General features: G+C 62.2%; 24 protein-coding genes and 1 pseudogene. 5 read left to right on the plus strand and 20 right to left on the minus strand.

Annotation, left to right across the window (positions count from 1 at the left end):
• Nucleotides 1-55 precede the first annotated feature (55 nt).
• Both NKI59_RS15095 and NKI59_RS15100 read right to left on the minus strand, forming a co-directional pair.
• The gene (locus NKI59_RS15095) at nt 56-652 is read right to left on the minus strand and encodes a LysE family translocator (protein WP_352450057.1); all 597 of its coding nucleotides are present in this window, start codon (nt 650-652) and stop codon (nt 56-58) included.
• A 132-nt stretch (nt 653-784) separates the two neighbouring features.
• On the minus strand, nt 785-1,741 hold the full coding sequence (locus tag NKI59_RS15100; RefSeq protein ID WP_352705109.1) for an acyl-CoA desaturase: 957 nt from the start codon (nt 1,739-1,741) through the stop codon (nt 785-787).
• A 186-nt stretch (nt 1,742-1,927) separates the two neighbouring features.
• Here NKI59_RS15100 and NKI59_RS15105 point away from each other — a divergent pair, with 186 nt between their 5' ends.
• Entirely contained in the window at nt 1,928-2,332 is a 405-nt protein-coding gene (locus NKI59_RS15105) for a metalloregulator ArsR/SmtB family transcription factor (RefSeq protein WP_352450059.1), read from the plus strand.
• Here the strand turns inward: NKI59_RS15105 and NKI59_RS15110 are convergent.
• From NKI59_RS15110 to NKI59_RS15140, 7 genes are all read right to left on the minus strand, one after another.
• Nucleotides 2,329-3,015 (minus strand): SEL1-like repeat protein, encoded by a 687-nt coding sequence (locus NKI59_RS15110; protein WP_352450060.1) that lies wholly within the window; start codon nt 3,013-3,015, stop codon nt 2,329-2,331. The genes NKI59_RS15105 and NKI59_RS15110 overlap by 4 nt on opposite strands.
• Nucleotides 3,016-3,017: 2 nt before the next feature.
• Nucleotides 3,018-3,590 carry an acetolactate synthase small subunit gene (gene ilvN / locus NKI59_RS15115; protein ID WP_023676680.1) on the minus strand — a complete coding sequence of 191 codons (573 nt, stop codon included), beginning with the start codon at nt 3,588-3,590 and terminating at the stop codon, nt 3,018-3,020.
• A gap of 66 nt (nt 3,591-3,656) precedes the next feature.
• Complete coding sequence (locus NKI59_RS15120) at nt 3,657-5,408, minus strand: acetolactate synthase 3 large subunit (RefSeq protein WP_352644617.1); 1,752 nt, start codon at nt 5,406-5,408, stop codon at nt 3,657-3,659.
• Nucleotides 5,409-5,760: 352 nt separating this feature from the next.
• Nucleotides 5,761-6,921, minus strand: a complete 1,161-nt coding sequence (locus NKI59_RS15125) for a PcfJ domain-containing protein (RefSeq protein WP_352705111.1) — start codon at nt 6,919-6,921, stop codon at nt 5,761-5,763.
• Nucleotides 6,922-7,136: 215 nt separating this feature from the next.
• Entirely contained in the window at nt 7,137-7,664 is a 528-nt protein-coding gene (locus NKI59_RS15130) for a GNAT family N-acetyltransferase (RefSeq protein ID WP_352570432.1), read from the minus strand.
• Nucleotides 7,665-7,685: 21 nt separating this feature from the next.
• The gene (locus NKI59_RS15135) at nt 7,686-7,997 is read right to left on the minus strand and encodes a hypothetical protein (protein WP_352570433.1); all 312 of its coding nucleotides are present in this window, start codon (nt 7,995-7,997) and stop codon (nt 7,686-7,688) included.
• 1 nt (nt 7,998) lies between these two features.
• Entirely contained in the window at nt 7,999-8,565 is a 567-nt protein-coding gene (locus NKI59_RS15140; protein ID WP_352570435.1) for a helix-turn-helix domain-containing protein, read from the minus strand.
• Nucleotides 8,566-8,715: 150 nt separating this feature from the next.
• Here NKI59_RS15140 and NKI59_RS15145 point away from each other — a divergent pair, with 150 nt between their 5' ends.
• Nucleotides 8,716-10,542, plus strand: a complete 1,827-nt coding sequence (locus NKI59_RS15145) for an ATP-binding protein (protein ID WP_352705234.1) — start codon at nt 8,716-8,718, stop codon at nt 10,540-10,542.
• A 36-nt stretch (nt 10,543-10,578) separates the two neighbouring features.
• On the opposite strand, the gene NKI59_RS15150 is transcribed toward NKI59_RS15145, so the two are convergent.
• The 3 genes from NKI59_RS15150 to miaA form a co-directional block, all read right to left on the minus strand.
• The gene (locus tag NKI59_RS15150) at nt 10,579-10,965 is read right to left on the minus strand and encodes an ester cyclase (RefSeq protein WP_352471649.1); all 387 of its coding nucleotides are present in this window, start codon (nt 10,963-10,965) and stop codon (nt 10,579-10,581) included.
• A gap of 132 nt (nt 10,966-11,097) precedes the next feature.
• Nucleotides 11,098-11,892: a GGDEF domain-containing protein gene (locus NKI59_RS15155; protein ID WP_023676688.1), complete on the minus strand. Its 795-nt coding sequence runs from the start codon at nt 11,890-11,892 to the stop codon at nt 11,098-11,100.
• A 104-nt stretch (nt 11,893-11,996) separates the two neighbouring features.
• Nucleotides 11,997-12,965 carry a tRNA (adenosine(37)-N6)-dimethylallyltransferase MiaA gene (gene miaA, locus NKI59_RS15160; RefSeq protein ID WP_352705236.1) on the minus strand — a complete coding sequence of 323 codons (969 nt, stop codon included), beginning with the start codon at nt 12,963-12,965 and terminating at the stop codon, nt 11,997-11,999.
• Between miaA and serB the strand changes: the two genes are divergently transcribed.
• Nucleotides 12,955-13,842, plus strand: a complete 888-nt coding sequence (gene serB / locus NKI59_RS15165) for a phosphoserine phosphatase SerB (RefSeq protein ID WP_352450067.1) — start codon at nt 12,955-12,957, stop codon at nt 13,840-13,842. The two genes, miaA and serB, sit on opposite strands and share 11 nt — an antisense overlap.
• A pseudogene (locus NKI59_RS15170) lies at nt 13,839-14,410 on the plus strand (GNAT family N-acetyltransferase). Before serB ends, NKI59_RS15170 begins: the two are co-directional and overlap by 4 nt.
• A gap of 47 nt (nt 14,411-14,457) precedes the next feature.
• Here the strand turns inward: NKI59_RS15170 and NKI59_RS15175 are convergent.
• From NKI59_RS15175 to NKI59_RS15195, 5 genes are all read right to left on the minus strand, one after another.
• Nucleotides 14,458-15,975 carry a DegQ family serine endoprotease gene (locus tag NKI59_RS15175; protein WP_352705114.1) on the minus strand — a complete coding sequence of 506 codons (1,518 nt, stop codon included), beginning with the start codon at nt 15,973-15,975 and terminating at the stop codon, nt 14,458-14,460.
• A 144-nt stretch (nt 15,976-16,119) separates the two neighbouring features.
• Entirely contained in the window at nt 16,120-17,082 is a 963-nt protein-coding gene (gene hflC, locus NKI59_RS15180) for a protease modulator HflC (protein WP_352705116.1), read from the minus strand.
• Nucleotides 17,082-18,176 carry an FtsH protease activity modulator HflK gene (hflK, locus tag NKI59_RS15185; RefSeq protein WP_023676693.1) on the minus strand — a complete coding sequence of 365 codons (1,095 nt, stop codon included), beginning with the start codon at nt 18,174-18,176 and terminating at the stop codon, nt 17,082-17,084. Before hflK ends, hflC begins: the two co-directional genes overlap by 1 nt.
• A gap of 162 nt (nt 18,177-18,338) precedes the next feature.
• Nucleotides 18,339-18,857 carry a dihydrofolate reductase gene (locus NKI59_RS15190; RefSeq protein ID WP_023676694.1) on the minus strand — a complete coding sequence of 173 codons (519 nt, stop codon included), beginning with the start codon at nt 18,855-18,857 and terminating at the stop codon, nt 18,339-18,341.
• Entirely contained in the window at nt 18,857-19,867 is a 1,011-nt protein-coding gene (locus tag NKI59_RS15195) for a DUF4424 domain-containing protein (protein ID WP_352471617.1), read from the minus strand. The genes NKI59_RS15190 and NKI59_RS15195 overlap by 1 nt, the downstream gene beginning before the upstream one ends.
• 141 nt (nt 19,868-20,008) lie before the next feature.
• On the opposite strand from NKI59_RS15195, the gene cobF reads away from it, so the two are divergent.
• Entirely contained in the window at nt 20,009-20,782 is a 774-nt protein-coding gene (cobF, locus tag NKI59_RS15200) for a precorrin-6A synthase (deacetylating) (RefSeq protein WP_352680226.1), read from the plus strand.
• A gap of 33 nt (nt 20,783-20,815) precedes the next feature.
• On the opposite strand, the gene NKI59_RS15205 is transcribed toward cobF, so the two are convergent.
• The 3 genes from NKI59_RS15205 to modB all read right to left on the minus strand — a co-directional run bounded on the left by NKI59_RS15205 (nt 20,816) and on the right by modB (nt 23,052).
• Nucleotides 20,816-21,157 (minus strand): winged helix-turn-helix domain-containing protein, encoded by a 342-nt coding sequence (locus NKI59_RS15205; RefSeq protein WP_023676697.1) that lies wholly within the window; start codon nt 21,155-21,157, stop codon nt 20,816-20,818.
• 81 nt (nt 21,158-21,238) lie between these two features.
• A complete protein-coding gene (gene modC / locus NKI59_RS15210; RefSeq protein ID WP_352705118.1) occupies nt 21,239-22,351 on the minus strand; it encodes a molybdenum ABC transporter ATP-binding protein in 1,113 nt (370 codons plus the stop codon).
• Complete coding sequence (gene modB / locus NKI59_RS15215) at nt 22,348-23,052, minus strand: molybdate ABC transporter permease subunit (protein ID WP_023676699.1); 705 nt, start codon at nt 23,050-23,052, stop codon at nt 22,348-22,350. The genes modC and modB overlap by 4 nt, the downstream gene beginning before the upstream one ends.
• Nucleotides 23,053-23,062: the final 10 nt, after the last annotated feature.

Consider the following 23,062-nt stretch of genomic DNA (forward strand, 5'->3'; position numbering starts at 1 on the left):
GGGCCAAAACCCGTCATTACGAAGATTTAATGTGCAGTGCACAATAGAACGGCAGCTAACGCAGCATCGGCCACAGCGTCGCCGCAAGCATCACACCCATGGCGATGTTGAACCATTTGAGCCGCACCGCATCCGCCAGAAAGCCGCGCAGCGCCATGCCGAAACCGGCCCAGGTCGAAATGCTCGGCAGCATGACGACGGCGAAAGCGGCTCCGATCAGCACCACCGACACAAACGGGCGTTCCGGATTGGTATAGACGGCCATGGCTGTAATCGCCATCACCCAGGCCTTGGGATTGACCCACTGGAAAGCCGCAGCCTCGATGAAGCGCATCGGCTGGCCCTTCGCCTCGCCTTCGCCGCCGAGCGAGCGCGACATGGCGATCTTCCAGGCGAGATAAAGCAGGTAGAGGCCGCCGGCGATCTTCAACCCGGTATGCAGGACCGGAAAGGCCGTCAACACGGCGCCAAGCCCGAAGCCTACGGCAAGCAACAGCACGAGGAAGCCGATGCCGATGCCGAGCATGTGTGGCACGGTCTTGACCAAGCCGAAATTCACGCCCGAGGCCAAAAGCATGAAATTGTTCGGACCCGGCGTGATCGAGGTCACGAAGGCATAAACCAGCAGGGCGAAGAATGCGTCGAATGTCATGGAGGAATCGCAAAGATCAATAATACTAAAATACTGACTTAAATCGATGAAATGCTGAGTGCAAATGCAATTCGTTGGTCCACGCGCCCCAAGCGTTCCTTCATATCTTAGGCCAATATCCGCTGAGAACATCTATCTGCGGTAGGGCTGCACCGACCATAGATCTGAATCCGGGGCAGTTTCGCGCTGACGGCGCACGCGTCGCAGCCCTTTGCGTCTCGGCGTATTCTCCGGAATCTTGACGCTGTGCGCCAGACCCAGGATCGCCAGAACCTGAATGAATAGCCAGCCGAGATCGATCTGTCCGTGTTCCAGACCAAGCCGTGCAGACTCGGGAAACGCGTGATGGTTGCCGTGGAAACTCTCGCCGAACGTTACCAGCCCGAAACGCGGCAAATTGTATCCTTGCACGGCAACGTCGTCGACGCGCCATCCTTGCTCCCCATCCCGGTGCGCAAAATGCCCAACCAACCAATGCCCGGTAAGCGACACTGAAACGCGCACCGCGATTCCCCATACCACCCAATCCCAGCCGCCAAGTGCGAAAAAGAGGATCGCCCAGGGCAGTTGTTGCAGCATCCAGGTGCGTTCGACGAACTTGTAGAACCGGTCATTCCTGATCGAGGGTTCGATGACGAAGGTGGGTGGATTGCGCAAAGCGACCGCGCAATGCATCTGCCAGAAGGCATCGGTGAAAAATGGCCGACGATGGGCATGGAGATCGTGACATGCGGTCTGGCGCTGAGCCCAGTCACGAATATCGTGAGCATAGATCATCCCAAAAGGACCGGCCATGCCGACGAGCACGCCAAGGTAGACCAGCGCATGCTCGACCCAGATATGAACCTTGAACGACCGGTGGATGAGCAGACGGTGCATCCCCACCGAGTGTCCGGCGCAGATTGTCGCCGCCGTTGTCGCAACGAATAAGGCGAAGGCACTCCAGCTAAATGTCATCGGTCCCAACACAATGGCGGCTATCGTCATCGCCCCGACCCAGATCGACTTTGCCGGCACCCACACGACTTTGCCGTCTTCGGCGTCACTGTCCTGTTGGGAAATCATTCTGCCCGTGGATATGGTTTTCATCGGTACCCCTCCTCCTGCATGAACATTTCCGGACCACAGGCTTGCCTTCTGGCGCGTCTTCCGTTACTTAGGCAGTAAGCTAATCGTCTACTACTACGAATTAGGTATTTAGGCAATAGTCTAAATTAAAATGAGAAAAGCGGACCGAGGCGCAGCCAACGCCTCGGCATCACAAGGTGGCAGACAGTGATCGAAGATGCAGAGCACGCAGCGGATGCCGAAACGGCTGCTCACGCAAATGGCGCGATACAGCGCGTGTTTGAAGCGCTATCTTCAGCGCCCCGGCGCAAGATCCTCGCCTATCTTGCGCACTCTTCCCTAACGGCGGGCGAGATCGCGGCGCGCTTCGAGATGTCGAAACCGTCGATCTCGCAGCATTTGAGCATTCTCGAGACGGCCGGGCTCATCGCCAAGGAGCGGCACGGACAGTTCATCCACTACTCTCTGGTCCAGAACAATCTTGTGAACACGCTGAATGGATTTGTTCAGGATGTCTGCCCGGTATCGCGCCCTATCAAGAGAGAAAGCAAAGTACTTGGTCGAGGCGAGGCAGCGCAAAGATCGCACTTGCGCAAATCTGAAAAGCCCTAGCGGCTTTGCATCGTTTTCATGAGCGCCTTGGCGTATCGGCAGGCGTCAAATTCCATAGCGATCTCGCAAGACTTTTTGTAAGCGGCCATCGCCTCGGCTTCGTCCACAGAGACGCCTTCACCATGCTGAAGGGCGCTGCCATACATGGTGCAACCCCAGGCATCGCCCTCATTGCAGCTCAGCTTGAATGTGCGATAAGGGCAAGATTCATTGGCACTACCGGCGGCAAGCAGTTTGTTTAGCCCAAGCCGACCCAAGAGAATTCCCGCGCCGCGATTTGTGCAGCCGCCGATACTGCCAATAGCGCAGGCCTGGGCGAACATCTCCTCGGTCCATTGCTTGTCTTCTGGCGAGTGCTCCTGGATGACCCTGGCCGTCTCGAAACAGGCTTCGCCCCTGCGTCCGTCGAAACACCGCTTGGCACAGGCCAAGACGTCTTTCTCACAACCTTGGTAATCTATTCCCGGCGTGGAAAAGAGCGCGTCATCGACGCCCGACGCCCTGCGCCAAATATCGGCCGGGCATTGTTGGAAATAATAGCTCGGTGTGCCCCTGCGGTCGATTTCTTCAAACAATTTCGGCAGCACTGACTTGTCGAATACCGGCTCCTGGCTGGCCGCCGCCGTCGTGACCGCAAGAACGATTGCGCCGGCGCCTGCTAGAATTGCCGCCGCGAGCATCATGATCACATCCCTTGTGGGCCGCGGTTCATCGCCGCCACTCCGGTACGGCAGATTTCAACTAGCCCGAGCGGTTTCATGATGGCGATGAACTGATCGAGCTTGGAGCCCTTGCCGGTGATCTCGAAGATGAAATGCTCGGTGTTGGCATCGATGACGCTGGCGCGGAATGCATCGGCGAGCCGGAGCGCCTCGACGCGGGCTTCGCCGGTGCCGGCGACCTTGACCAGCGCGAGTTCCCGCTCCAGTGGCCGCTCTTGTCCGAATTCCTGCGACCGCACGGTGAGATCGACGACGCGGTGCACCGGCACGATGCGCTCGAGCTGGTGCTTGATCTGCTCCAGCACGTGCGGCGTGCCGCGCGTCACGATGGTGATGCGCGACAGGTGCTTTTCGTGCTCGGTTTCCGAGACCGTCAGGCTCTCGATGTTGTAGCCACGTCCGGAAAACAGGCCGATGACCCGCGCAAGCACGCCCGGCTCGTTGTCGACCAGGACCGAAAGCGTGTGGTTCTCTGGTTTTTCCGTCTCCTTGGCGATGAAATAGGCGGAGCCGGTCGGTTGCAACTGTGCGTTCATGACATAAATCTCGATTTCAAACTTTTGCGCTAATCTGCTGTTTCCGCACAGCTTCCTCCAACCAGACTACACCAGTTCCCTGCCCTTGGCGTCGATCGCGTTGGCCACAGCTTCGTCCGTCGCCTCGTCCGGCAACAGCATCTCGTTATGCGCCTTGCCGGACGGGATCATCGGGAAGCAGTTGGCGAGCGTCGCCACGCGGCAGTCGAACAGGACGGGCTTCTTGACCGCTATCATCTCCTTGATGGCGTCGTCGAGCTCGTCCGGCTTGTCGCAGCGAATGCCGTGGCCGCCATAGGCTTCGGCGAGCTTGACGAAATCCGGCATCGCCTCGGTATAGGAGTGCGACAGCCGGTTGCCGTGCAGCAGCTGCTGCCACTGCCGCACCATGCCCATATATTGGTTGTTGAGGATGAAGATCTTGATCGGCGCCTCGTGCTGCACCGCGGCGCTCATCTCCTGCATCGTCATCTGCACCGAAGCGTCGCCGGCGATATCGATGACCAGCGCATCCGGGTGCGCGATCTGCACGCCGAGCGCGGCCGGCAGGCCGTAGCCCATCGTGCCCAGTCCGCCGGAGGTCATCCAGCGGTTCGGCTTCTCGAAATGATAGTGCTGTGCCGCCCACATCTGATGCTGGCCGACCTCGGTGGTGATGTAGGTGTCGAGGTCCTTGGTCAGCGCATAGAGCCGCTGGACGGCATATTGCGGCATGATCACCTCGTGGTTCATCTTGTAGGCGAGCGAATCGCGCGCGCGCCATTTGGCAATCTGCTCCCACCACGGGTGAAGCGCTTTCTTGTCGGCCTTGGCGGTTGCCCGCCACAGCCGCACCAGATCCTCCAGCACACGCCCGACATCGCCGATGATCGGCACGTCGGTGTGGACGTTCTTGTTGATCGACGACGGGTCGATGTCGATGTGGATCTTCTTCGAATTCGGCGAAAACGCCGTCAGCCGCCCGGTGATGCGGTCGTCGAAGCGCGCGCCGATGCAGAGCATGACGTCGCAATCGTGCATCGCCATGTTCGCTTCATACGTGCCGTGCATGCCGAGCATGCCCATCCAGTTCTTGCCCGACGCCGGATAGGCGCCGAGGCCCATCAGCGTCGAGGTGATGGGAAAGCCGGTGAGGTCGACCAGCTCGCGCAGCAAATGGCTCGCCTCCGGGCCGGAATTGATGACGCCGCCGCCCGAATAGATGATCGGCTTCCTGGCGCCGGCCATCAGCTCGACCGCCGCCTTGATCTTTTCCAGATCGCCCTGGACCTTCGGTTGGTAGCTGGTGCGCGGCGCCGTCTGCGGCGGGACATAGATACCCTTGGCGAACTGCACGTCCTTCGGAATGTCGACGACGACCGGACCGGGGCGCCCTGTGGTTGCCACATGGAAGGCCTCGTGGATCGTTGCCGCGAGCTCGTTGACGTCCTTCACCAGCCAGTTGTGCTTGGTGCAGGGCCGCGTGATGCCGACCGTGTCGCACTCCTGGAACGCATCCGAGCCGATCAGCGAAGTCGGCACCTGGCCGGTCAGGCAGACCAGCGGGATCGAATCCATCAGCGCGTCCTGCAATGGCGTCACCGCATTGGTGGCGCCCGGCCCTGAGGTCACCAGCATGACGCCGGCCTTGCCGGTCGAGCGCGCATAGCCTTCCGCCGCATGGCCCGCGCCCTGCTCATGGCGGACGAGGATGTGCTCGACCTCGTCCTGCTGGAAGATTTCATCGTAGATTGGCAGAACCGCGCCGCCCGGATAGCCGAAAACATGCTTGACGCCGTTGTCCTTCAGCGCCTGCACCACCATTTCGGCGCCCGTCATTTCGCTCCTTGGCATTTCAGTTCTTGGCATTTCGCGCCGCTCATTCTGTCCACTGCTCATCGGTCTGGTCCCGTACTGTTCGCCATCTGGCGATTGCTGGTCGTTTAGTCGTATTTCGGGCAATAAAAAAGGCCCCCGAGGGAGCCTGTGTCTTGCGCATGGGAGGTCATCGCCCGGCGGTTACACCGCCTTGCCCACGCGCTTTCCTACGAGAATGAGTGCCTTTTTCATGGTGGCGGACAATAGAATTGGTTTGACGCCGCTGTCAACGGCGAATGTGCACTTGGCCTGACGTCGGCACATCCGCCCATTGTGCACCCGCGCGGCCTTTCCGCCGCGCGGGTCTTCCGTTTCAGGCGCAGAGCACCACACCCCTCGCCTTGGCCCAGCGCTCGATGATCTTGCGCTCCTCGAGCGAGGCGAGACGGTTGCCGAAACCGCGCACCTGCACCGCACGGTTTTGCGGGTCGAGTTCGATCGTCAGCAACCGCTCGATCTTGCCGAGCGCCGAGCGCCGCAGCACCCAGATCGAGGCATTGCCGGCGATGCATTTGGCCGCGTATATCGAGACGCAATGATGCATCGCCCGGCTCTCGGCGACCAGATCCTCGGCTGTCTTCAACTGACGGATGAAGAAACGCTCGCCATGCGCCCTTGCCTCTTTGGTCGACGGCTGCCAGTCCCAGTCGTCGAGGCGCGAGCCGTCCCAGGCGCGACCCTGCGACTGCGTCCCGGCAGTACGCGTGGCCCGCCCGGCAGCGCGGCGGCGCATTGCCTCGATGCGTTCGATCGCGGCAATGTCTCGATGCCATTCCAGCATCTGCCGACGCAGCGAGGCGAGCGTGCGACCCTTCAGGCTGTACGCCGCATCGCGCTGGTGCACGGCGCCGATATAGTCGCATAGATCGTCGATCTCCTCCTTCGACGCGGGTTGCCCGCAGAAGAACCGTGTCACCTCGCGCCAGAAGGCCAGATCGTTACGTGGCGTGCGCGCGATTTTCGACTTGGCAAGTCGGGCCGCCAACCCGGAATCATCCGTGTAGGACCGGACGATCGCCACCCAAAATGCCTCGTCGAACGTGAAATCGCCGGGCAAGTTCAAGAAGCAATGCACCTCCTTGCGAGACAGCCACGCACAGGCGCCCGCCTTGTAAAGCGAGTCACCACGCGCCACTGCGATATACCAAGCCTTGCGAAGCGCAATCTCGCCGGCATTCAACCCCGAGCTGTCCAGCCAGATCCCCTCGAGCGCGGCTGTAACCGGGTAGCGCGCATAGAGATGACGCGCCGCGGCCAGCCGCAGCCGCGCGGGGTCGCGCGTCTTCAGCTTTGGACGCCACAGCGCGCCGTCGCGGATCGCCATGCCGGCAAACCCCCGACGTGCCTCGTCGAGCGCCCGCTCGAAATCCGGAGCGGGACGCGGGACGGGAAAAACCCGCCGCAGCGTTACGGCATATGCTTCAATGCGTTCGCGCTCGGCATCCTGCCTGCGCTGGATCATGGACTTTGCCATGGCCGTTCTTCCTGATTGGAACCCTGTCGGCCGCACGCAATTCCAGCGTCGGCACGGAATGTGTCGATCTGGATCGCCGGGTCATTGACAGGTCTCCTTTCAGGACGGATCAGAATGGGCGGCTTCTCTAAGCTCGCCGCCAATTTGACGCAAGAGCTATTCTTTCCATGCCCGCGATGGTCTGACGGTGTTGCAAAGGTGCATCGTTGTCGCCATCACCGTGTCCGGCCGACGCGTTTCCAGTAGATGAGGGTGCCTGTCAGCCCGCCATGCGGCTTCAGCGCATAATCCGGTATTTCGCCGGCCAGCGTGAAGCCGAGCTTTTCATAGAGGCCGGAAGCCCCCTCCTCTTTTGCCGTGTCGAGGACCAACAGCGTGCGGCCTTTCTCCACGGCAACGGCTTCCGCCGCCTCCATCAGGCGGGTTGCGATGCCCTTGCCGCGATAATCGAGGCGGGTCATCAGCTTGGCGATCTCGGCCCGGTGCGGCTGGTTGGGAGGGCAGTCGAGCAGCAAGGTGACGGTGCCGACCAGAGCCTCGCCGTTCCAGGCCCCAAGCACCGCCCTTTCGCCTCTGGCGGCCGCATGAAGCGACCTGTTCCAGAAGGCCGCGGCCATCTCCGGCGCCAGCGGATGCATGAAGCTGACCGAGCCGCCGGCAGCGACTGTCCCGATCAGCAGATCCGCCAGCATTTTTTGCGTTCCGTCAGTACTGGTGAGTGGCCTGATTTCGATCGAACTCATGTGGTTCCCCTGCGCCGTCCGTCAATCGAAATGACTGGTCCGCTTCCGCTTCCTGGCCCGCCGGATTTCCGCGATGCGATCGGCGTCTTCCTCTTGCAGATGTCGCCCGCGTTCCAGCAGTTCGAGCGTGTATTCCTCATAGGTCAGGCCCAGCCGCTCGGCCTTGTCCAGCCGCATCAGCATGATCTCGCGGCTCGGCGCTTTCCACGCCTGGGCATGGGCGGTCCGCCAGGCAAGAAACACATAGGGCTCACCCTTGCCCCAGGGCGGACCGTTATAGTCGTCGAGCGGCGGACCGCCATTGTCGGAGCGTTTCGGACGGCGCGCCTTCACCTCAGCTCCTGGCCAACGCAACCAGATAGTCGGCGGCGTCCGGCCCCGGAGCGTGAAAGACGCAATCGGATGGCGCGCCGAGCGCCAGGCAGTCGCCGGGTTCGAGCCGGTGAACGATGTCCCCCTCGGTGAATTCCAGCCGCCCGGAGATCAGCCATATCTGTTGCCTAATGAAGGCATAGGACGCCGCCGGGAAACTTACCTTGGCGCCGGCCGGCAACTGGATCCGGATCAGTTCGAGGGGCATGTCGGCGACCGGCGAAAGATGCCGCCGCACATAACCCGTAGCCGGATCGCGCCAGAGCGGCTGGTCACGTTCGCGAAGCAGGCCACCGCCCTGCAATTCCGCCCTTGCGATCAATGTGGACAGCGTCATGCCGAAGGCGGCCGCAATGCGCACAAGGAGTGCCGCCGTCGGGCTGGTCATGCCGCGTTCTACCGTGCTCAGCATGGCTTTCGAAACATCGGACCGCTCCGCCAGCTCTGCCAGGGACCAGCCTCGAGCCACTCTTTCGGCATGTATTCTTCTGCCGATGGTCGAGGAGATGTCGTTCGCTATATCATCCATTAATCCAATATATCGAAATTTTTCTACGGAGCAACGGCCGTTTCATCCATTTTTCGCAAACTCCTTAATGTCCGCTAAACCATCCGGCCTCATCCCACCTTAACCCCGTTCGCCTAGGCTCATCGCTTGGGAAAAGGGATCGGCGTGTCCATGCTCGTTGAACGCGAAGCCTCCATTGGGGAACCGACTTTGCTGGAGCGCCGCAGGGCGGAGCAGAACGACAAGCGCATTCTGGGCAATGTCGTGCAATGCGACGGCGCGCGCGCCACCATCAGCGCCTATGCCGACGATATCGAAGGCACGGTCACCGGCCTGTGGAGCGTCGGCAAGATGATCTCGATCAATCTCGGTACATCACGAACCGTCGGCCTGGTCTATGAAATCGCCAAGTCGGATCGTGCCTGGAGCAGCGAGGGCCAGAATCCGATCGAGGTCAGCATCGAATTGATCGGCGAGGTGCGCGACGGTGCCGAACCCGGCGCGAAGCCGATCTTCGACCGTGGCATCACAACCTACCCGCATATCGGCGCCATTGCCCATCGTATCCGCAGCCGCGACCTGCAGGCCGTCTACGATCTCGCCGGTCGTCATTCGATCACCATCGGCACGCTGTCGCAGGACGAGGCCATCGACGCCAATATCGCCATCGACGATACGCTGGCGCGCCATTTCGCCATTGTCGGCACCACCGGGGTTGGCAAATCGACCGCCGTGTCGCTGCTCTTGCGCAAATCGATCGCCGCCCGGCCCGACCTGCGCGTGCTCATCCTCGATCCACACAACGAGTTCGCCGCGTCGTTGCCCGAATATTGCGTCAGGGTCGATTCGACGACGCTCGACCTGCCCTTCTGGATGTTCAAGCTCGAGGAATTTGCCGAGGTGCTGTTTCGCGGCCGCGAGACGGTTCCGGAAGAGGTCGACGCCTTGCGCGATCTCATTCCCGCGGCCAAGAACCTCTACCGCAATCCGAACTCCGGCAACTATCTACGGCGCAGCACCGATGCGCTGACCGCCGACGCGCCGGTGCCCTATCGCATTGCCGACCTCATCAAGCTGGTCGACGAACGCATGGGATTGCTGGAAAGCAAGAACGGTCGCCCGACCCTCAGGTCATTGAAGACACGTATCGAATCGGCGGCATCCGATCCGCGCTACCGTTTCATGTTCAACTCGCGCCTGATCGAGGACACCATCCACGAGACGATCGGCAACATCTTCCGCGTGCCGCATCACGGCCGCCCTGTGACCTGCTTCGAAATGGCCGGCATGCCGTCCGAGGTAGTCAATTCCGTTTGCTCGGTGCTGGCGCGGCTGGCCTTCGACCTGGCGTTGTGGAGCGAAGGCCGCCTGCGGCTGCTCTTCCTGTGCGAGGAAGCGCATCGCTATATGCCGGCCGATCCGCGCCTCGGTTTCGCGCCGACGCGGCACGCGCTGTCGCGCATCGCCAAGGAAGGCCGCAAATATGGCTGTTATCTCGGCGTCGTCACCCAGCGCCCGGGCGAACTCGACCCGACCATCCTGTCGCAGTGCTCGACGTTCTTTGCCATGCGGCTCGCCAACGAGCAGGACCAGGCGATCATCCGCTCGGCGATTGCCGACTCCTCGGCTTCGACGCTGGCGTTCCTGTCTTCCATGGGCCAGCGCGAGGCCATTGCCTTTGGGGAAGGCGTGGCGACGACGATGCGGATGAAGTTCGAAAAGCTCTCCGAGGATTTGATCCCCGGCACGGCCAAGCGCGCGGACGCCTTGCGGTCCGAAACCGGCGACGAGGTCGACCTCGTGGCGATCGTCGAACGGCTGCGCAACGTGCCGAAATCACAGCAGGCAATGCCTTTCGCGGAAGTCGTCGATCAGGGCCGGCAGGCCGGCGATTCGGACTATCGCAAGCAGTCGGCCGCACGCACCCAGCGAAACGACGATTTCGACTTGCGCTACGGCCTCAAGCCGGCGACCTTCGGCCTGCGTCCCCCAGAATGATTGAGCCGAGCGACTTTTAGGCAGCGCTCGCAGATATCAAAGCTGAGTTTCGATGGCTGTCTTGTCTATAACTGACCACACCTGGCGAATTTTCCCTCTCTGAAACTCATAGAATACGTTCTCGGCAAACGAAATTCTCTTCCCGCTTACATCGAGCCCAAGGAACGTTCCCCTTGGCGCGCAGTCGAAGCTTAGCCGGCTCGCTATATAAGGCGGATCGGCAACCAATAGCTGAATGTCGAAGTAAAGGTCCGGAATTTCGTCGAAGTCTCTCACCAACATTTCGAGATAGCCGGACAATCCGAGCTTGCGACCGTTGTGGGTCACTTCATCATGAACAAACCGCCCCAGATTTGGCCAATCCTGCTTGTTCAGGCATGCAATATAGCCCCGATAAAGACCGGAGAGGTCGGATTTAGTCACGGCAACACCTCTATTTCCGGCAAGCCCCGCAAAGGCAGCATCTCAGCTTGACTGGGTGATGTCGGTCTGCGTGCACCGGAAACGCAGAAAACGATACCAGACGGCCGGCATCACGAATTCAATGACGGAATTTCAGGCGCAGACGCGGTTGCGCCCTTGCCTCTTCGCCTCATAGAGCTGGCGATCGGCGCGGCGATAGAACTCCTCGGCGGTTTCCTTGCGATCCCAGACGGCAAGCCCGACGCTGGTGGTGATTTTCAGTCGGACATTGCCCGTCAGCACCGACATGTTGGCGATCGCCTTGCGGATGCGCTCCGCGAATTTGGATAGCAGCTCGGCGTCCATATTGGGCGTGACCACCGCGAACTCCTCGCCGCCCAGGCGCGCCACCACGTCGTGATAGCGTGTCATGTCCTTGAGACAGTTGGCGACCGCCCGCAACACCTCGTCGCCGACATCGTGGCCGTGGCTGTCGTTGACCTGCTTGAAATGGTCGAGGTCGAGGATCATCAGCCCTACTGGTTTCTCGATGCGACGGAACTCTTCGAGATATTCCTTCAGCGCATCGTCGAAATAACGCCGGTTCTGCATGCCGGTGAGGCTGTCGGTGAGCGCCGCATGCTCTAGCGTCTCCGAACGCGCGCTGAGCGAAACGGTCATGGCGCGCAGCTTGCCTTCTTCCGTCGCCTGCTTTCGGATCAGCGGGTAGATGAAGAAAATGCCGAAGAACAGCGCAGTCGCCAGCAGCACGCCCGTCGCAAACAGCAGCTTGTTGAGATAGACGATTTCATCGAGTTCCGAAGGCGTATTGCTAATGTCGGCGGCCAGGGTTTGCAGGAGCCCATAGGCGTAAAGCGTCACCAGGCCGGCGGCCAGGATCACAAAAATAAAGACGAAAAAGGCTGATTCCGCCTTGTGGAAACGCATCTGCTCCCCGTTGGAAAGTTCGTAACGATCTTATGGCATGCGGGAACTTACGGACAGTTAACCTGGACAACTTCAACGCGAAATGTCCCCTCGGTGTCGACTTTTCAGGTTGCGCTCGAAGGAGGGAGTGAGAGCATCGAGTCGATCCCCTCACCAGGACGCAATCTCTGCCATTCCGGGCCCAATTGGTGCCTGAACCAGGTCGCCTGCCGTTTGGCATATTGCCGCGTCGCGATTTTCGCGCGCTCGATGGCCTCGGGAAAACTGAAGGCGCCGGCCAGCGCGGCCTGAAGCTCGCGAACACCGATTGCTTTCATCGCCGGCAGGTCGGGATCGAGGCCGAGCGCTGAAAGCTGTTTCACCTCGTCCAGTGCCCCCTTGTCCAGCATGCGGTCGAAGCGAGCATCGATCCGTTCCACCAGCGCCGCTCGCTCCGGCTCGATGACGAAAAAGCGCGCGCTGCTCCTGTCGATCAACGGCCGGCCACGCGCGGCCTGCCAGTCCAGGATGGAACGCCCCGACGCGTCGAGCACCTCCAGCGCCCGCACGATGCGCTGGCCATCCGTCGGCTTCAGCATCATGCCGGCCGCAGAATCCTCGCGCAACAGGATGCGGTGCAATCTCACTGCGCCCTGTTCCTGGAGCTCGTAACGCCAGCGATCGCGGATCGACTTCGGAATGTCGGGCATCTCCGAGATACCTTCCGTGAGCGCCCGGAAATAAAGCCCGGTACCGCCGACGAAAATCACTGGCCGCTCCGAGAGCGTGCGGTCGTCGATCAGCTTCGTGACATCACGCAACCAGGCGCCGGTGGAATAGGCGGTGGACGGATCGACGTGTCCATAAAGAAAGTGGGGGACGCGGGCGAGTTCGGCAGGACCAGGCCGCGCCGTCAGCACGTCGAGCACCGAATAGCCTTGCATGGAATCGGTGTTGACGATGACACCGCCATTGCGCTCGGCGAGGTCGAGTGCGAGCGCCGACTTGCCGCTGGCGGTCGGCCCGGCTATCAGGATCGCGTTCTTCACGCGGCCTTCGCCCGCCTGTCCGCTGGAATTTTCGATGCCGCTGATCGCCACGCTTCTATCCCATCCCGCCGGCCGCGCATTGACGCCGACGCTAGCGAATATGGCCTCGCGGTCGGTCGGCGCAAGCGCTGTTCGCTGGCTGGCCGAAGGCATTGCCTGCGAACTCGACTTGCCGGAGACCGCCGACGCTTCCGAAATAACGGCGCGCCTGCAGGCCGCGCTTGCTTCCGAACCGATCGACGTGGCCGTCCAGCCGGCTGAGAACAGGCGCAAGAAGATCCTGATCGCCGACATGGATTCGACGATGATCGACCAGGAATGCATCGACGAGCTTGCCGACGAGATCGGCGTCAAGGATCGCGTCGCCGCCATCACGGCGCTATCCATGAACGGCGAGATCGCATTCGAGCCGGCCTTGCGCGAGCGCGTGGCGCTGCTCAAGGGTCTCGATGCCGCAATCATCGACCGCATCATCGACAATCGCCTGACGCTAGCCTCCGGCGGCCGCACGCTCGTCCAGACAATGGCGGCCAATGGCGCCTGGACGGCGCTGATCTCCGGTGGTTTCGACATCTTCACCACCCGCATCGCAGCATTGCTCGGCTTTCACGAAAATCGCGCCAACCGCCTGATCGAGCAGGATCGCCGCTTCACCGGCTTGGTCGCCGAACCGATCCTCGGCCGCGCCGCCAAGGCCGAAGCCCTTATCGAGATTTCCGCCCGCCTCGGCCTGACGCCTGCCGATGCCATTGCCGTCGGCGACGGCGCCAACGATCTCGACATGATCCGTCTTGCCGGCATCGGCGTCGCCTTGCATGCCAAGCCGGCCGTGGCAGCCGAGGCAAAGATCCGCATCGACCACGGCGACCTCACCGCCTTGCTTTATCTGCAGGGTTATCGCCGGGAGGAATTTGTCGAATGACGCCGATCCGCACCGAGCGCCTGATCCTGCGCAACTGGGGAGATCGTCACCGCGAGCTCTTCCATCGCATCAATTCCGACGAGTTGGTCATGGAATTCTTTCCGTTTCGGCGCGACCGTGCCCAGTCGGACGCCAAGATGGAGGAGTTGCGCGCGGCTATCGATCGCGACGGCTTCGGCTTCGCGGCCGCTGAGATCGCAGCCACAGGTGAATGCATCGGCTTCGTCGGCATAACCCGAACCGATCATTTGCCATTCCTGCCGCCCGGCACGATCGAGATCGGCTGGCGGCTGGCACCCGAATTCTGGGGCCGCGGCTATGTCACCGAAGCAGCCGAAGCCTGGCTCACCTATGGCTTTGAAAGACTTGGCCTCGACGAAATCGTGTCCTTCGCAGTCGAGGATAACAGCCGGTCCACTGCCGTCATGGAGCGCCTGGGCATGATCGCCGAGCCGCCTCCGACTTCGACCATCCCGGTGTTCCGGACAGCCACACCGCACTCAGGCGACATGTTTTCTACAGGCTGCCGCGCACAGACTGGCAGGCAAGAAAAAGGGCGGCCCGCTAGCCGCCCTTTTTCGTTTCAAGATCAGTGTGTTGCAGGCTCTTCCGGACTCAATCCATCCGGATTGTCACAAACCTCAGCTCGCCTGTCTTCGACGCCAGCATCAAAAGCGCGTTCTTGCGCCCCTGCTCCTTCAGCGCGCCGATCCGGTCCATGACGTCCTTGGGCGTGGCGACCGATTCCTGCGCGATCTCGGTGATCACCTCGCCCGGCTGGATGCCGCGTTCGGCTGCCGCCGAATCCTTGGCGACGTCGGTCACGACGACGCCGGAGACATCGGTGGCAATGCCGAATTTCGTGCGCGTCTCGTCGTTGAGCTCGCCGATCGTCATGCCGAGCACGGCAGCCGTCGAAACCGCAGGCGCCTTGTCGGCATCGTCCTGGTCGGTGTTGCCGTTTTCACCGCCGCTGGCAAGCTTTTCGCCGTCCTCGAGCCGGCCGAGCGTCACCTTGACGGTCTGCTCGACCCCTTTGCGCACGATGATCACGTCGACCGCCTTGCCGACCGGGCTCTCCGCCACGACGCGCGGCAGGTCACGCATTTCATGGATGTCCTTGCCGTCGAATTCGATGATGACGTCGCCGGCCTGGATTGTGCCGTTGTCAACCGGCCCGCCCTTGATGACGCCGGCGACCAGCGCGCCCTTGGCGGTCGCCATGCCCAGGCTTTCGGCAATGTCGTCGGTCACCGGCTGGATGCGCACGCCGAGCCAGCCGCGCCGCGTCTCGCCGAACTGGCGAAGCTGGTCGACGACGCCCGAGGCAAGCTGCGACGGGATCGAGAAGCCGATGCCGATCGAGCCGCCCGATGGCGAGATGATTGCCGTGTTGATGCCGATGACCTCGCCGCTGCTGTTGAACAGCGGTCCGCCGGAATTGCCGCGGTTGATCGCGGCATCGGTCTGGATGAAGTCGTCATACGGGCCGGAATTGATGTCGCGATTGCGTGCCGAGACGATGCCGACCGTCACCGTGCCGCCGAGACCGAACGGATTGCCGATCGCCATCACCCAGTCGCCGACACGCATCGTGTTGGAATCGCCGAACTTCACCGCCGTCAGCTTGTGCCCTTTCGGATCGACCTTCAGCACCGCGACATCGGTCTTGGTGTCGGTGCCGACCAGCGTCGCCTTGAGCGTCACCCCATCGGAGAAATTCACCTCGATGTCGTCGGCATCGGCAATGACGTGGTTGTTGGTCACCACGATGCCCTGCTCGGCGTCGACCACGAAGCCGGAGCCCAGCGACTGCACCTTTTGCCCGCCGCCGCCCTTGTCGCCGCCACGGTTCTTGAAGAAATCGTCGAAGAAGTCCTGGAAGGGCGAGCCCTCCGGCAGCTGCGGCATCGGCACTGCGCCCGGCCCCTCAGTGCCTTTAACAGTCTGCGACGTCGAGATGTTGACCACGGCGCCAAGCAGGCCGGCGGCGAGATCGGCAACCGAGGGCGGCCCGTCGGCTGCCATCGTCGGCGCCACGAACGACGGAACGGCAACGGCGCCGACCAGAAGCGCAGCGGCCCCGGCGATGAACGTCCGCCTCGCTGCACGCAGAAGGATGGTGGATGTCATCGAAAGGCCTCCGGGTGTTCTGAAAAAAACCGCTTCGGCAAAAATGCCGGTCCGCGTCATGTTGGCAAGAAATAAGGCACGTTTGCGGCTATGGCTACCGCCAGAGGATAAATCCTCCGTTACGCCGGCGCCCCTGCACCGGCCCTATTGGCCGGTGCCTGGCTGTGCCGCCGGTGCGGCGGGAGCGGTAGGTGCTGGCGCTGGTGCCGCCGGTGCCACAGGCGTTTCCTTGCTGTTCGGGTCGCGGAAGAAGCGGAAGAACTCGGAATTCGGCGACAGCACCATCGTCGTTCCGGCGCTGTTCAGCGCCGTGCCATAGGCATTCATCGACCGATAGAAATCGAAGAAGGCCGGATCGCGCAGATAGGCCCCGGCAAACGTGGCACTGCGCTGGGCTTCACCTTCACCGCGCAGGATTTCAGACTCTTTTTGCGCTTCGGCGACGATTTCGACCACTTCGCGGTCGGCGCGAGCCCTGATCCGCTGCGCTGCCTCATTGCCTCGCGCCCTCAGCCGCTCGGCTTCGGCGAGACGTTCGGCCTTCATGCGGTCGAAGGTCTGCTGCGAGACTTCGGCCGTGAGATCGGTGCGGCGGATGCGGACATCCTCGATCTGCAGGCCAAGCGAGGTGGCATCAGGCCTCAGCTGATCGCGCACCTCGCGCATCATCACGGCGCGCTCTTCCGAGAGTGCCGCCTCGAAGTCGCGCAGGCCGTAGACGCGGCGCAAGGCGGCGTCGAGACGCGTCCTCAGCCGGGCCTCGGCCAGTTCGATCTGGCCGGAAACCGCGGCGCGGAACACACGCGGATCCGAGATACGATAGGCGATAAAGGCATCGACCTCATAGAACTTGCCGCCCGAAACCTGGACGCGGATGTTGTCGAGGTCGAAGCGCAGCACCCTGTTTTCGATCAGCTGCACGGTGTCGGCATCGAAGAAGGAGAATGGCGCCTTGAAATAGATGCCCGGCTGGTTCTTGACGTCGACGATTTCGCCGAACCTGAGCACCAGCGCCTGCTGGCGCGCATTGACGACGAAGACCGACGAATAGAGCAGGAACAGGATGACCGCGGCGATGACCGCAATGACGGGAAGACGGTTGGCCATCACTGGTTTCCTCCGGTGGCCGGTGCCGGCGCCTTCTGCTGCAATGCCGGCAGCGGCAGGTAGGGAACGACCCCTTGCCCGTTGCCTTGCTCGACGATGACCTTGCTCGAATCCTTCAGCACCCTCTCCATCGTTTCCAGGTAGAGTCGCTTGCGCGTCACCTCCGGCGCCTTGGCATATTCGTCATAAACCGAGATGAAGCGCTGCGCCTCGCCTTCGGCCTCCTGCACGACCCGGTTTTTGTAGGCGGCCGCGTCTTCGCGGATCTGTGCGGCCGCACCGCGCGCCTGGCCGAGCTTCTGATTGGAATACTGATTGGCCTGCTCGACGAACTTGTCCTCGTCCTGCTCGGCGCGCTGCACCTCGTCGAACGCGTCTGCCACCTCGCGCGGTGGCGCGGCGTCCTCGATCGAAATGGCGTTGACGTTGAGGCCGGCCTTGTAACCGTCCAGCGTCGTCTGGATGATCTCACGCACCGACGCCGCGATGCCTTGCCGGTCGTCGCGGAAAATGTCTTGCGCCGGGCGCCGGCCGACCGCTTCGCGCATCGCGCTTTCGGCGACCTGCTGCAGCATGCCGTCCGGGTCGGACACGTCGAACAGATAGGCCTTAGGGTCGGAGACCTGATAGGCCACAGAGAACTGCACATTGACGATGTTCTGGTCGCCGGAAAGCATCAGGCCATTGCCGCTGGAACTGCCGCCGCCGATACTGACAAGCTGCTCGGCGATGTTGGCGGTCTCGACCGTTTCGATGGGCCACCAATGGAAATGCAGGCCAGGCTGCGACAGCTCCGCCTTCGGCTTGCCGAACCTGAGTTCCACCGCAACTTCGTCGGGCTGCACGGTGTAGACCGCCTTGAACGCCCATAGCACCACCAGCGCCGCGGCAATCAGCCCGAACACGGCAGGGCTCGCGCCACCGCCGCCCGGCAGCGCGCGCCGCAACCTGTCCTGCCCGCGCCGGATGATATCCTCGAGATCGGGAGGCGAGCCCTGCGGGCCGCTGGGTCCTTTTGGTCCCTGACCCCAAGGCCCCTGATTGTTGCCGCCGCCCCACGGGCCGCCGCCGCCGCTCTTGTCGTTCCAGGGCATGAATGTCCTTTCGCTTGGAATTCCCTCAAGCGCCGGCTCACCGGCGCAAAATCCAATATTATTATTCTATAGGGATGCAGCGGCACGCTTTCAACGCGATCGGCTGCCGCCACTGTCCGCCTTTTGGGTCCATCTAGACCTGTCGCGACCCCTTTGTCGCCTTCAATGCACGTCGCGGCGCCGCTCGTAAACCGAATAGCGTGTCGCATGGCTGTCCTTTTCGCCAGCCTCCACCTCCTGCGAGCGGACGATCCGCCACAGCGCCGGATCGATCGGCGGGAAATGGGCATCGCCGTCGACCGCGGCCAGAACATGGGTCACGTGCAGCCGATCGGCCAACGGCAGCGCCTGAGCGTAGATCTCGCCGCCGCCGATGACGCAGATCTCGTCGGCGCCGGCCATGCAGCGCCCGCGCACCGTCGCCAGCGCGATTGCGTCCTCGATCGAGTGCGCGACTTCGACGCCCTCGGCGCGCCATGCCCTGTCTCGTGTCACCACGATGTTGAGCCTGCCCGGCAATGGGCGGCCGATGCCTTCATAGGTCTTGCGGCCCATGATGATGGGCTTGCCCATCGTATCGGCTTTGAACCGCTTGAGATCGGTGGACAGCCGCCACGGCAACCCACCCTCGCGCCCGATCACGCCGTTCTCGGCGATGGCGACATAAATCGCGAGGTCCATCAGCCGCCGTTTCCGCCATCGGATGGCTCCAGCAGCAATATGTCGATATCGTGCTCGGGGTAGAAGTTCTGCGCCTTCATCTCGAACGTCGTCGGTCCGATCTTCCTGACGTTTTCGCCGCAAAACGAGACCAGGTTCTTCGCATCGCCCTTGTCGACGGTCAGCTTGAAACTGCCGATGTTTCCCGACGCCCAGTTGCCGCCCGTGGTCAGGATATAGGCGATGCGGTTCTCGAAATATTTGGGGTAGCCGTCGGGATCGTCCTTGGCTGCCTTGCGCACGGCATTCTCGAAGGCATCGTCCATGCAGTAGCGTGTCTTGTAGGCGGCATACTGACCCTGGAACTGGCCGTCATAGAAGAAGCTGACCGAGGAGGTGCCGCCGACGCTCGGCTTGTAGCGATGCGAGACATGGACCGCCTTGTTGGCCGGAAACGTCGAGCGCCACCAATAGGTCGAGCGCAATTGCCAGAACGGCGTATAGACGGTCTTCATGCCCGAACCGTCGTCGGCAGTGTCCTCGATGATGATGCCGCGGTTGACCCAGTCGTCGGCGACCGCTTGCGGCAGCTTTGCCAGCGCTGCCTTGGCCGCATCGCCGAACGGATAGAACGGCACGCCCTGCGCCTTCAGGTCAGCGCCGATGTCGATGCCGAGCGCGAACACCTTCTGCTCGAGCTGCGGCTTTGCCGGCTCCCCGTCGATCGTCACTTCGAAGCCGAGGAAATTGTCGCTCTGCGCCTCCGGAATCGCCGGTATTTCTTCGGGGTCGCCTTCGATGTCGGGCATCGGAAACGCGACGATCGCATCGACATCCTTGTCGGTGTTGTTGCGGAAGACGTAATCGACCATCACTTTTTCCGGCGAGATGTAGAGATCCTCGCTTTCCATCGCCACCGCATCGCTGCGCGAAAGAATCAGCCCACCGGTGCCGAGTTCGGCGACCGAATCATTGGCGAGCGCAGGCGTAGCCGAGAGCGCCAAGGCTGCGGTCAGGACGTAACGGAACATGGAAACTCCCCCGGCGAGAATGCCAACATGACTCTAGCTGTTCAATGTGGCGTTTCAAAGCCTTTCGGCAAATGCGCCGGCGCCTGCCGGCATGTCGTGTCGGTCTAGACACGCCGGTCCCGATCGGGCAGGAGTTCGCCCATGCGCAAGCTTCTCGTCATCGGCATCGGCGCCGGCAATCCGGAGCACATGACGGTCCAGGCCATTAACGGTCTCAATCGGGCCGACGTGCTGTTCATTCCCGACAAGGGCGCCAAGAAGAACGATCTCGCCGAATTGCGCCGCCAGATCTGCGACCGCTTCGTCATTAATCCGAACTCGCGCCGTGTCGAATTCGAGGTGCCGGTGCGCGCCGAGCCGGCGCCTTCCTACCGCTCGACCGTCGACGACTGGCACGAGGCGATCGCCGCGATCTACGAAGGCCTGATCCGCGACGAACTCCCTGAAGATGGCTGCGGCGCCTTCCTGATCTGGGGCGATCCGTCGCTCTACGACAGTGCGCTGCGCATCCTCGAGCGCGTGCGCCTCAGAGGCAATGTAGCGTTCGAGCTGGAGGTCATCCCTGGCATCACCGCCATCCAGGCACTCGCAGCCAGCCACAAAATGGCATTGAACCGGATCGGCGACGCCATTTTGATCACCACCGGCCGCCGGCTCGCCGAGGAAGGTCTGCCCGAAAACGCCGGCAGCACCATCGTCATGCTGGACGGCAAATGCGCCTTCAACACGCTGGACGACAACGACGTCACCGTCCACTGGGGCGCCTATCTCGGGACGCCCGACGAGATCGTCATCTCGGGCCGGATTGGCGACGTCGGCGACAAGATCGTGAGCACCCGTGAGCAGGCCCGCCGGAAAAAAGGCTGGATCATGGACACCTATCTGCTGCGCAAGCCGGGCGAGCCAAAGAAGTAACAGGGATCACACGCGGCATGAATTCCGCCGGCGTCACGCTGCGTCGATCTCGGCCTGCAGCGCCTCCATATGCGCCGCCGCTGCTGAAGACGCAGCCCGCTCGATCGCGCGGAAGCGGCTGACCACAGCAAGCCCGACCGACGTCAACTGGGCGCCACCGCCTTTTTTGCCGCCCGTCTGTGCCGCAACCAGCGGCTTGCCGAACACGCGGTTCATGTCTTCGACCAGATCCCAGGCGTGCTTGTAGGACATCTCCATGCCGCGTGCTGCGGCCGAAATCGAGCCGAAGGCGGCGATCTGTTCCAGAAGCTCGATCTTGCCCGGTCCGATGCGGCCATCTGGATCGAGATTTATCCGCAAACTCAGCGACGGCATTTGCTCCTCCGCGGTCACGCTATTCTACAAGTTCTCCAGCGATACCGCTATTCCAAAACGATATAGCGAATCATCGGCCGTTCACTCATCCGCCTCGGCGGGCAGGCCGGCGCCGGTATTCGCCCGGTCGAAGCTCACCGTCTTGACCACGGCGAAGACCTGTCGACCAAGCCGAAGCCCCAGTGTCTGCCGCGACTGTTCGGTGATGCGGGCAAGCACGGTTGCGCCATTGCAGTCGAGGCCAATCTCGACCGTAGGTCCTTCGCCCGGCTCTATCGCCACGATCATGCCCGGCAATATGTTGAGCGCGCTGAGGCCAACCGGTTGCTCGGTGGCGATCATCACGTCGCGGGCACGGATGCGGACGCGCACCGGCGCACCGACTGGCGTTGCCAGAAGCGGCACCCGGATCTCGCCCGCCGATGAGCCTAGCACCGTCATGCCAAAGGCTTCGTCGTGGCGCAGAACCGCGGTATCCAGCACGGCACCGCCCTCGCCGCGCTCTTCGGCCGGCAATAGATCCAGACGCTGCATGATCGCTCCGGTCGGACCGGAAGCGGCGACCTTTCCTTGCATCAGCACCACGACGTCGCTCGCCAGCCGCGCCACTTCGGCGATCGAGTGGCTGACATAGACGATCGGGATTTTCGTCTCGTCGCGCAGCCGCTCGATATAAGGCAAGATCTCGGCCTTGCGCCCCTCGTCGAGCGAAGCCAGCGGCTCGTCCATCAGCAGCAATTTCGGACTGGCAAGCAGCGCCCTGCCGATTGCCACACGCTGCTTCTCGCCACCGGAGAGTTTTGCCGGCCGCCGGTCGAGCAAATGGCCGATCCCGAGCAGTTCGACCACGCCATCGATATCCGCGTAACGCTCAGCAGCCGGCGTGAACCAGCGGCCATAGCGCAGATTGCTCGCCACGCTCATATGCGGAAACAGCCGCGCATCCTGGAACACCATGCCGATCCGCCGTTTGTGCTTCGGCACGAACAGACCGGCATCGCTATCGACCAGCACGCGGCCCTCGGCCGCGATACGACCTTTGTCGGGGCGGATCAGCCCGGCAATCAAATTGATCAGCGTCGTCTTTCCGGAGCCGGAAGGCCCGAACAGCGCAGTCAGCCGCCCGGCGCTTTCGAAGCGGGCATTGACGGTGAAACCGCCAAGCCGGTGGCTGATGTCGACCTGAACCGTCATTCGATGTCCATCCGCCGGCCGACGCGCCGCGCCAGCACTTCCGAGGCAACAAGTGCCGCCATCGAGATGACGATCGAGATCAGCGTCAGCCTGAGCGCGCCGGCGTCGCCGCCGGGAACCTGCGTGAAAGTGTAGATCGCCGACGGTAGCGTCTGCGTCTCGTTCGGAATGTTGGAGACAAAGGTGATCGTCGCGCCGAATTCGCCCATCGCCTTGGCGAAGGAGAGGATCGCACCGGCGATCAGCCCGGGCAGGATCAGCGGCAGCGTGATCGTGCCAAATACCCATAGCGGATTGGCGCCGAGCGTGCCGGCGGCCGCCTCGATTTTGCGGTCGACGGCCTCGATCGACAGCCGGATGGCCCGCACCATCAGCGGAAAGCCCATCACGCCGCAGGCGAGCGCGGCGCCAGTCCAGCGGAAGGAAAAAACGATGCCGAAATGTTCGGCCAGGAAAGCGCCGGCCGGACCACGCTTGCCGAAAGTCAAAAGCAGCAAATAGCCGGTCACCACCGGCGGCAGGATCAGCGGCAGATGCACCAGACCATTGAGCAGCGTCTTGCCCCAGAACTGGCCGCGGGCAAGCACAAGAGCGATCAGAATGCCCGGCGGCAGGCTGGCAATCATCGCCACGGTCGCCACCTTGATCGACAGCCGGACCGCATTCCATTCGTCGGGGGCGAGATCCAGCAGCCAGTTCATGTGCGGTGCC

It is taken from the genome of Mesorhizobium sp. M0598, assembly GCF_040320865.1.
GTDB lineage: Bacteria > Pseudomonadota > Alphaproteobacteria > Rhizobiales > Rhizobiaceae > Mesorhizobium.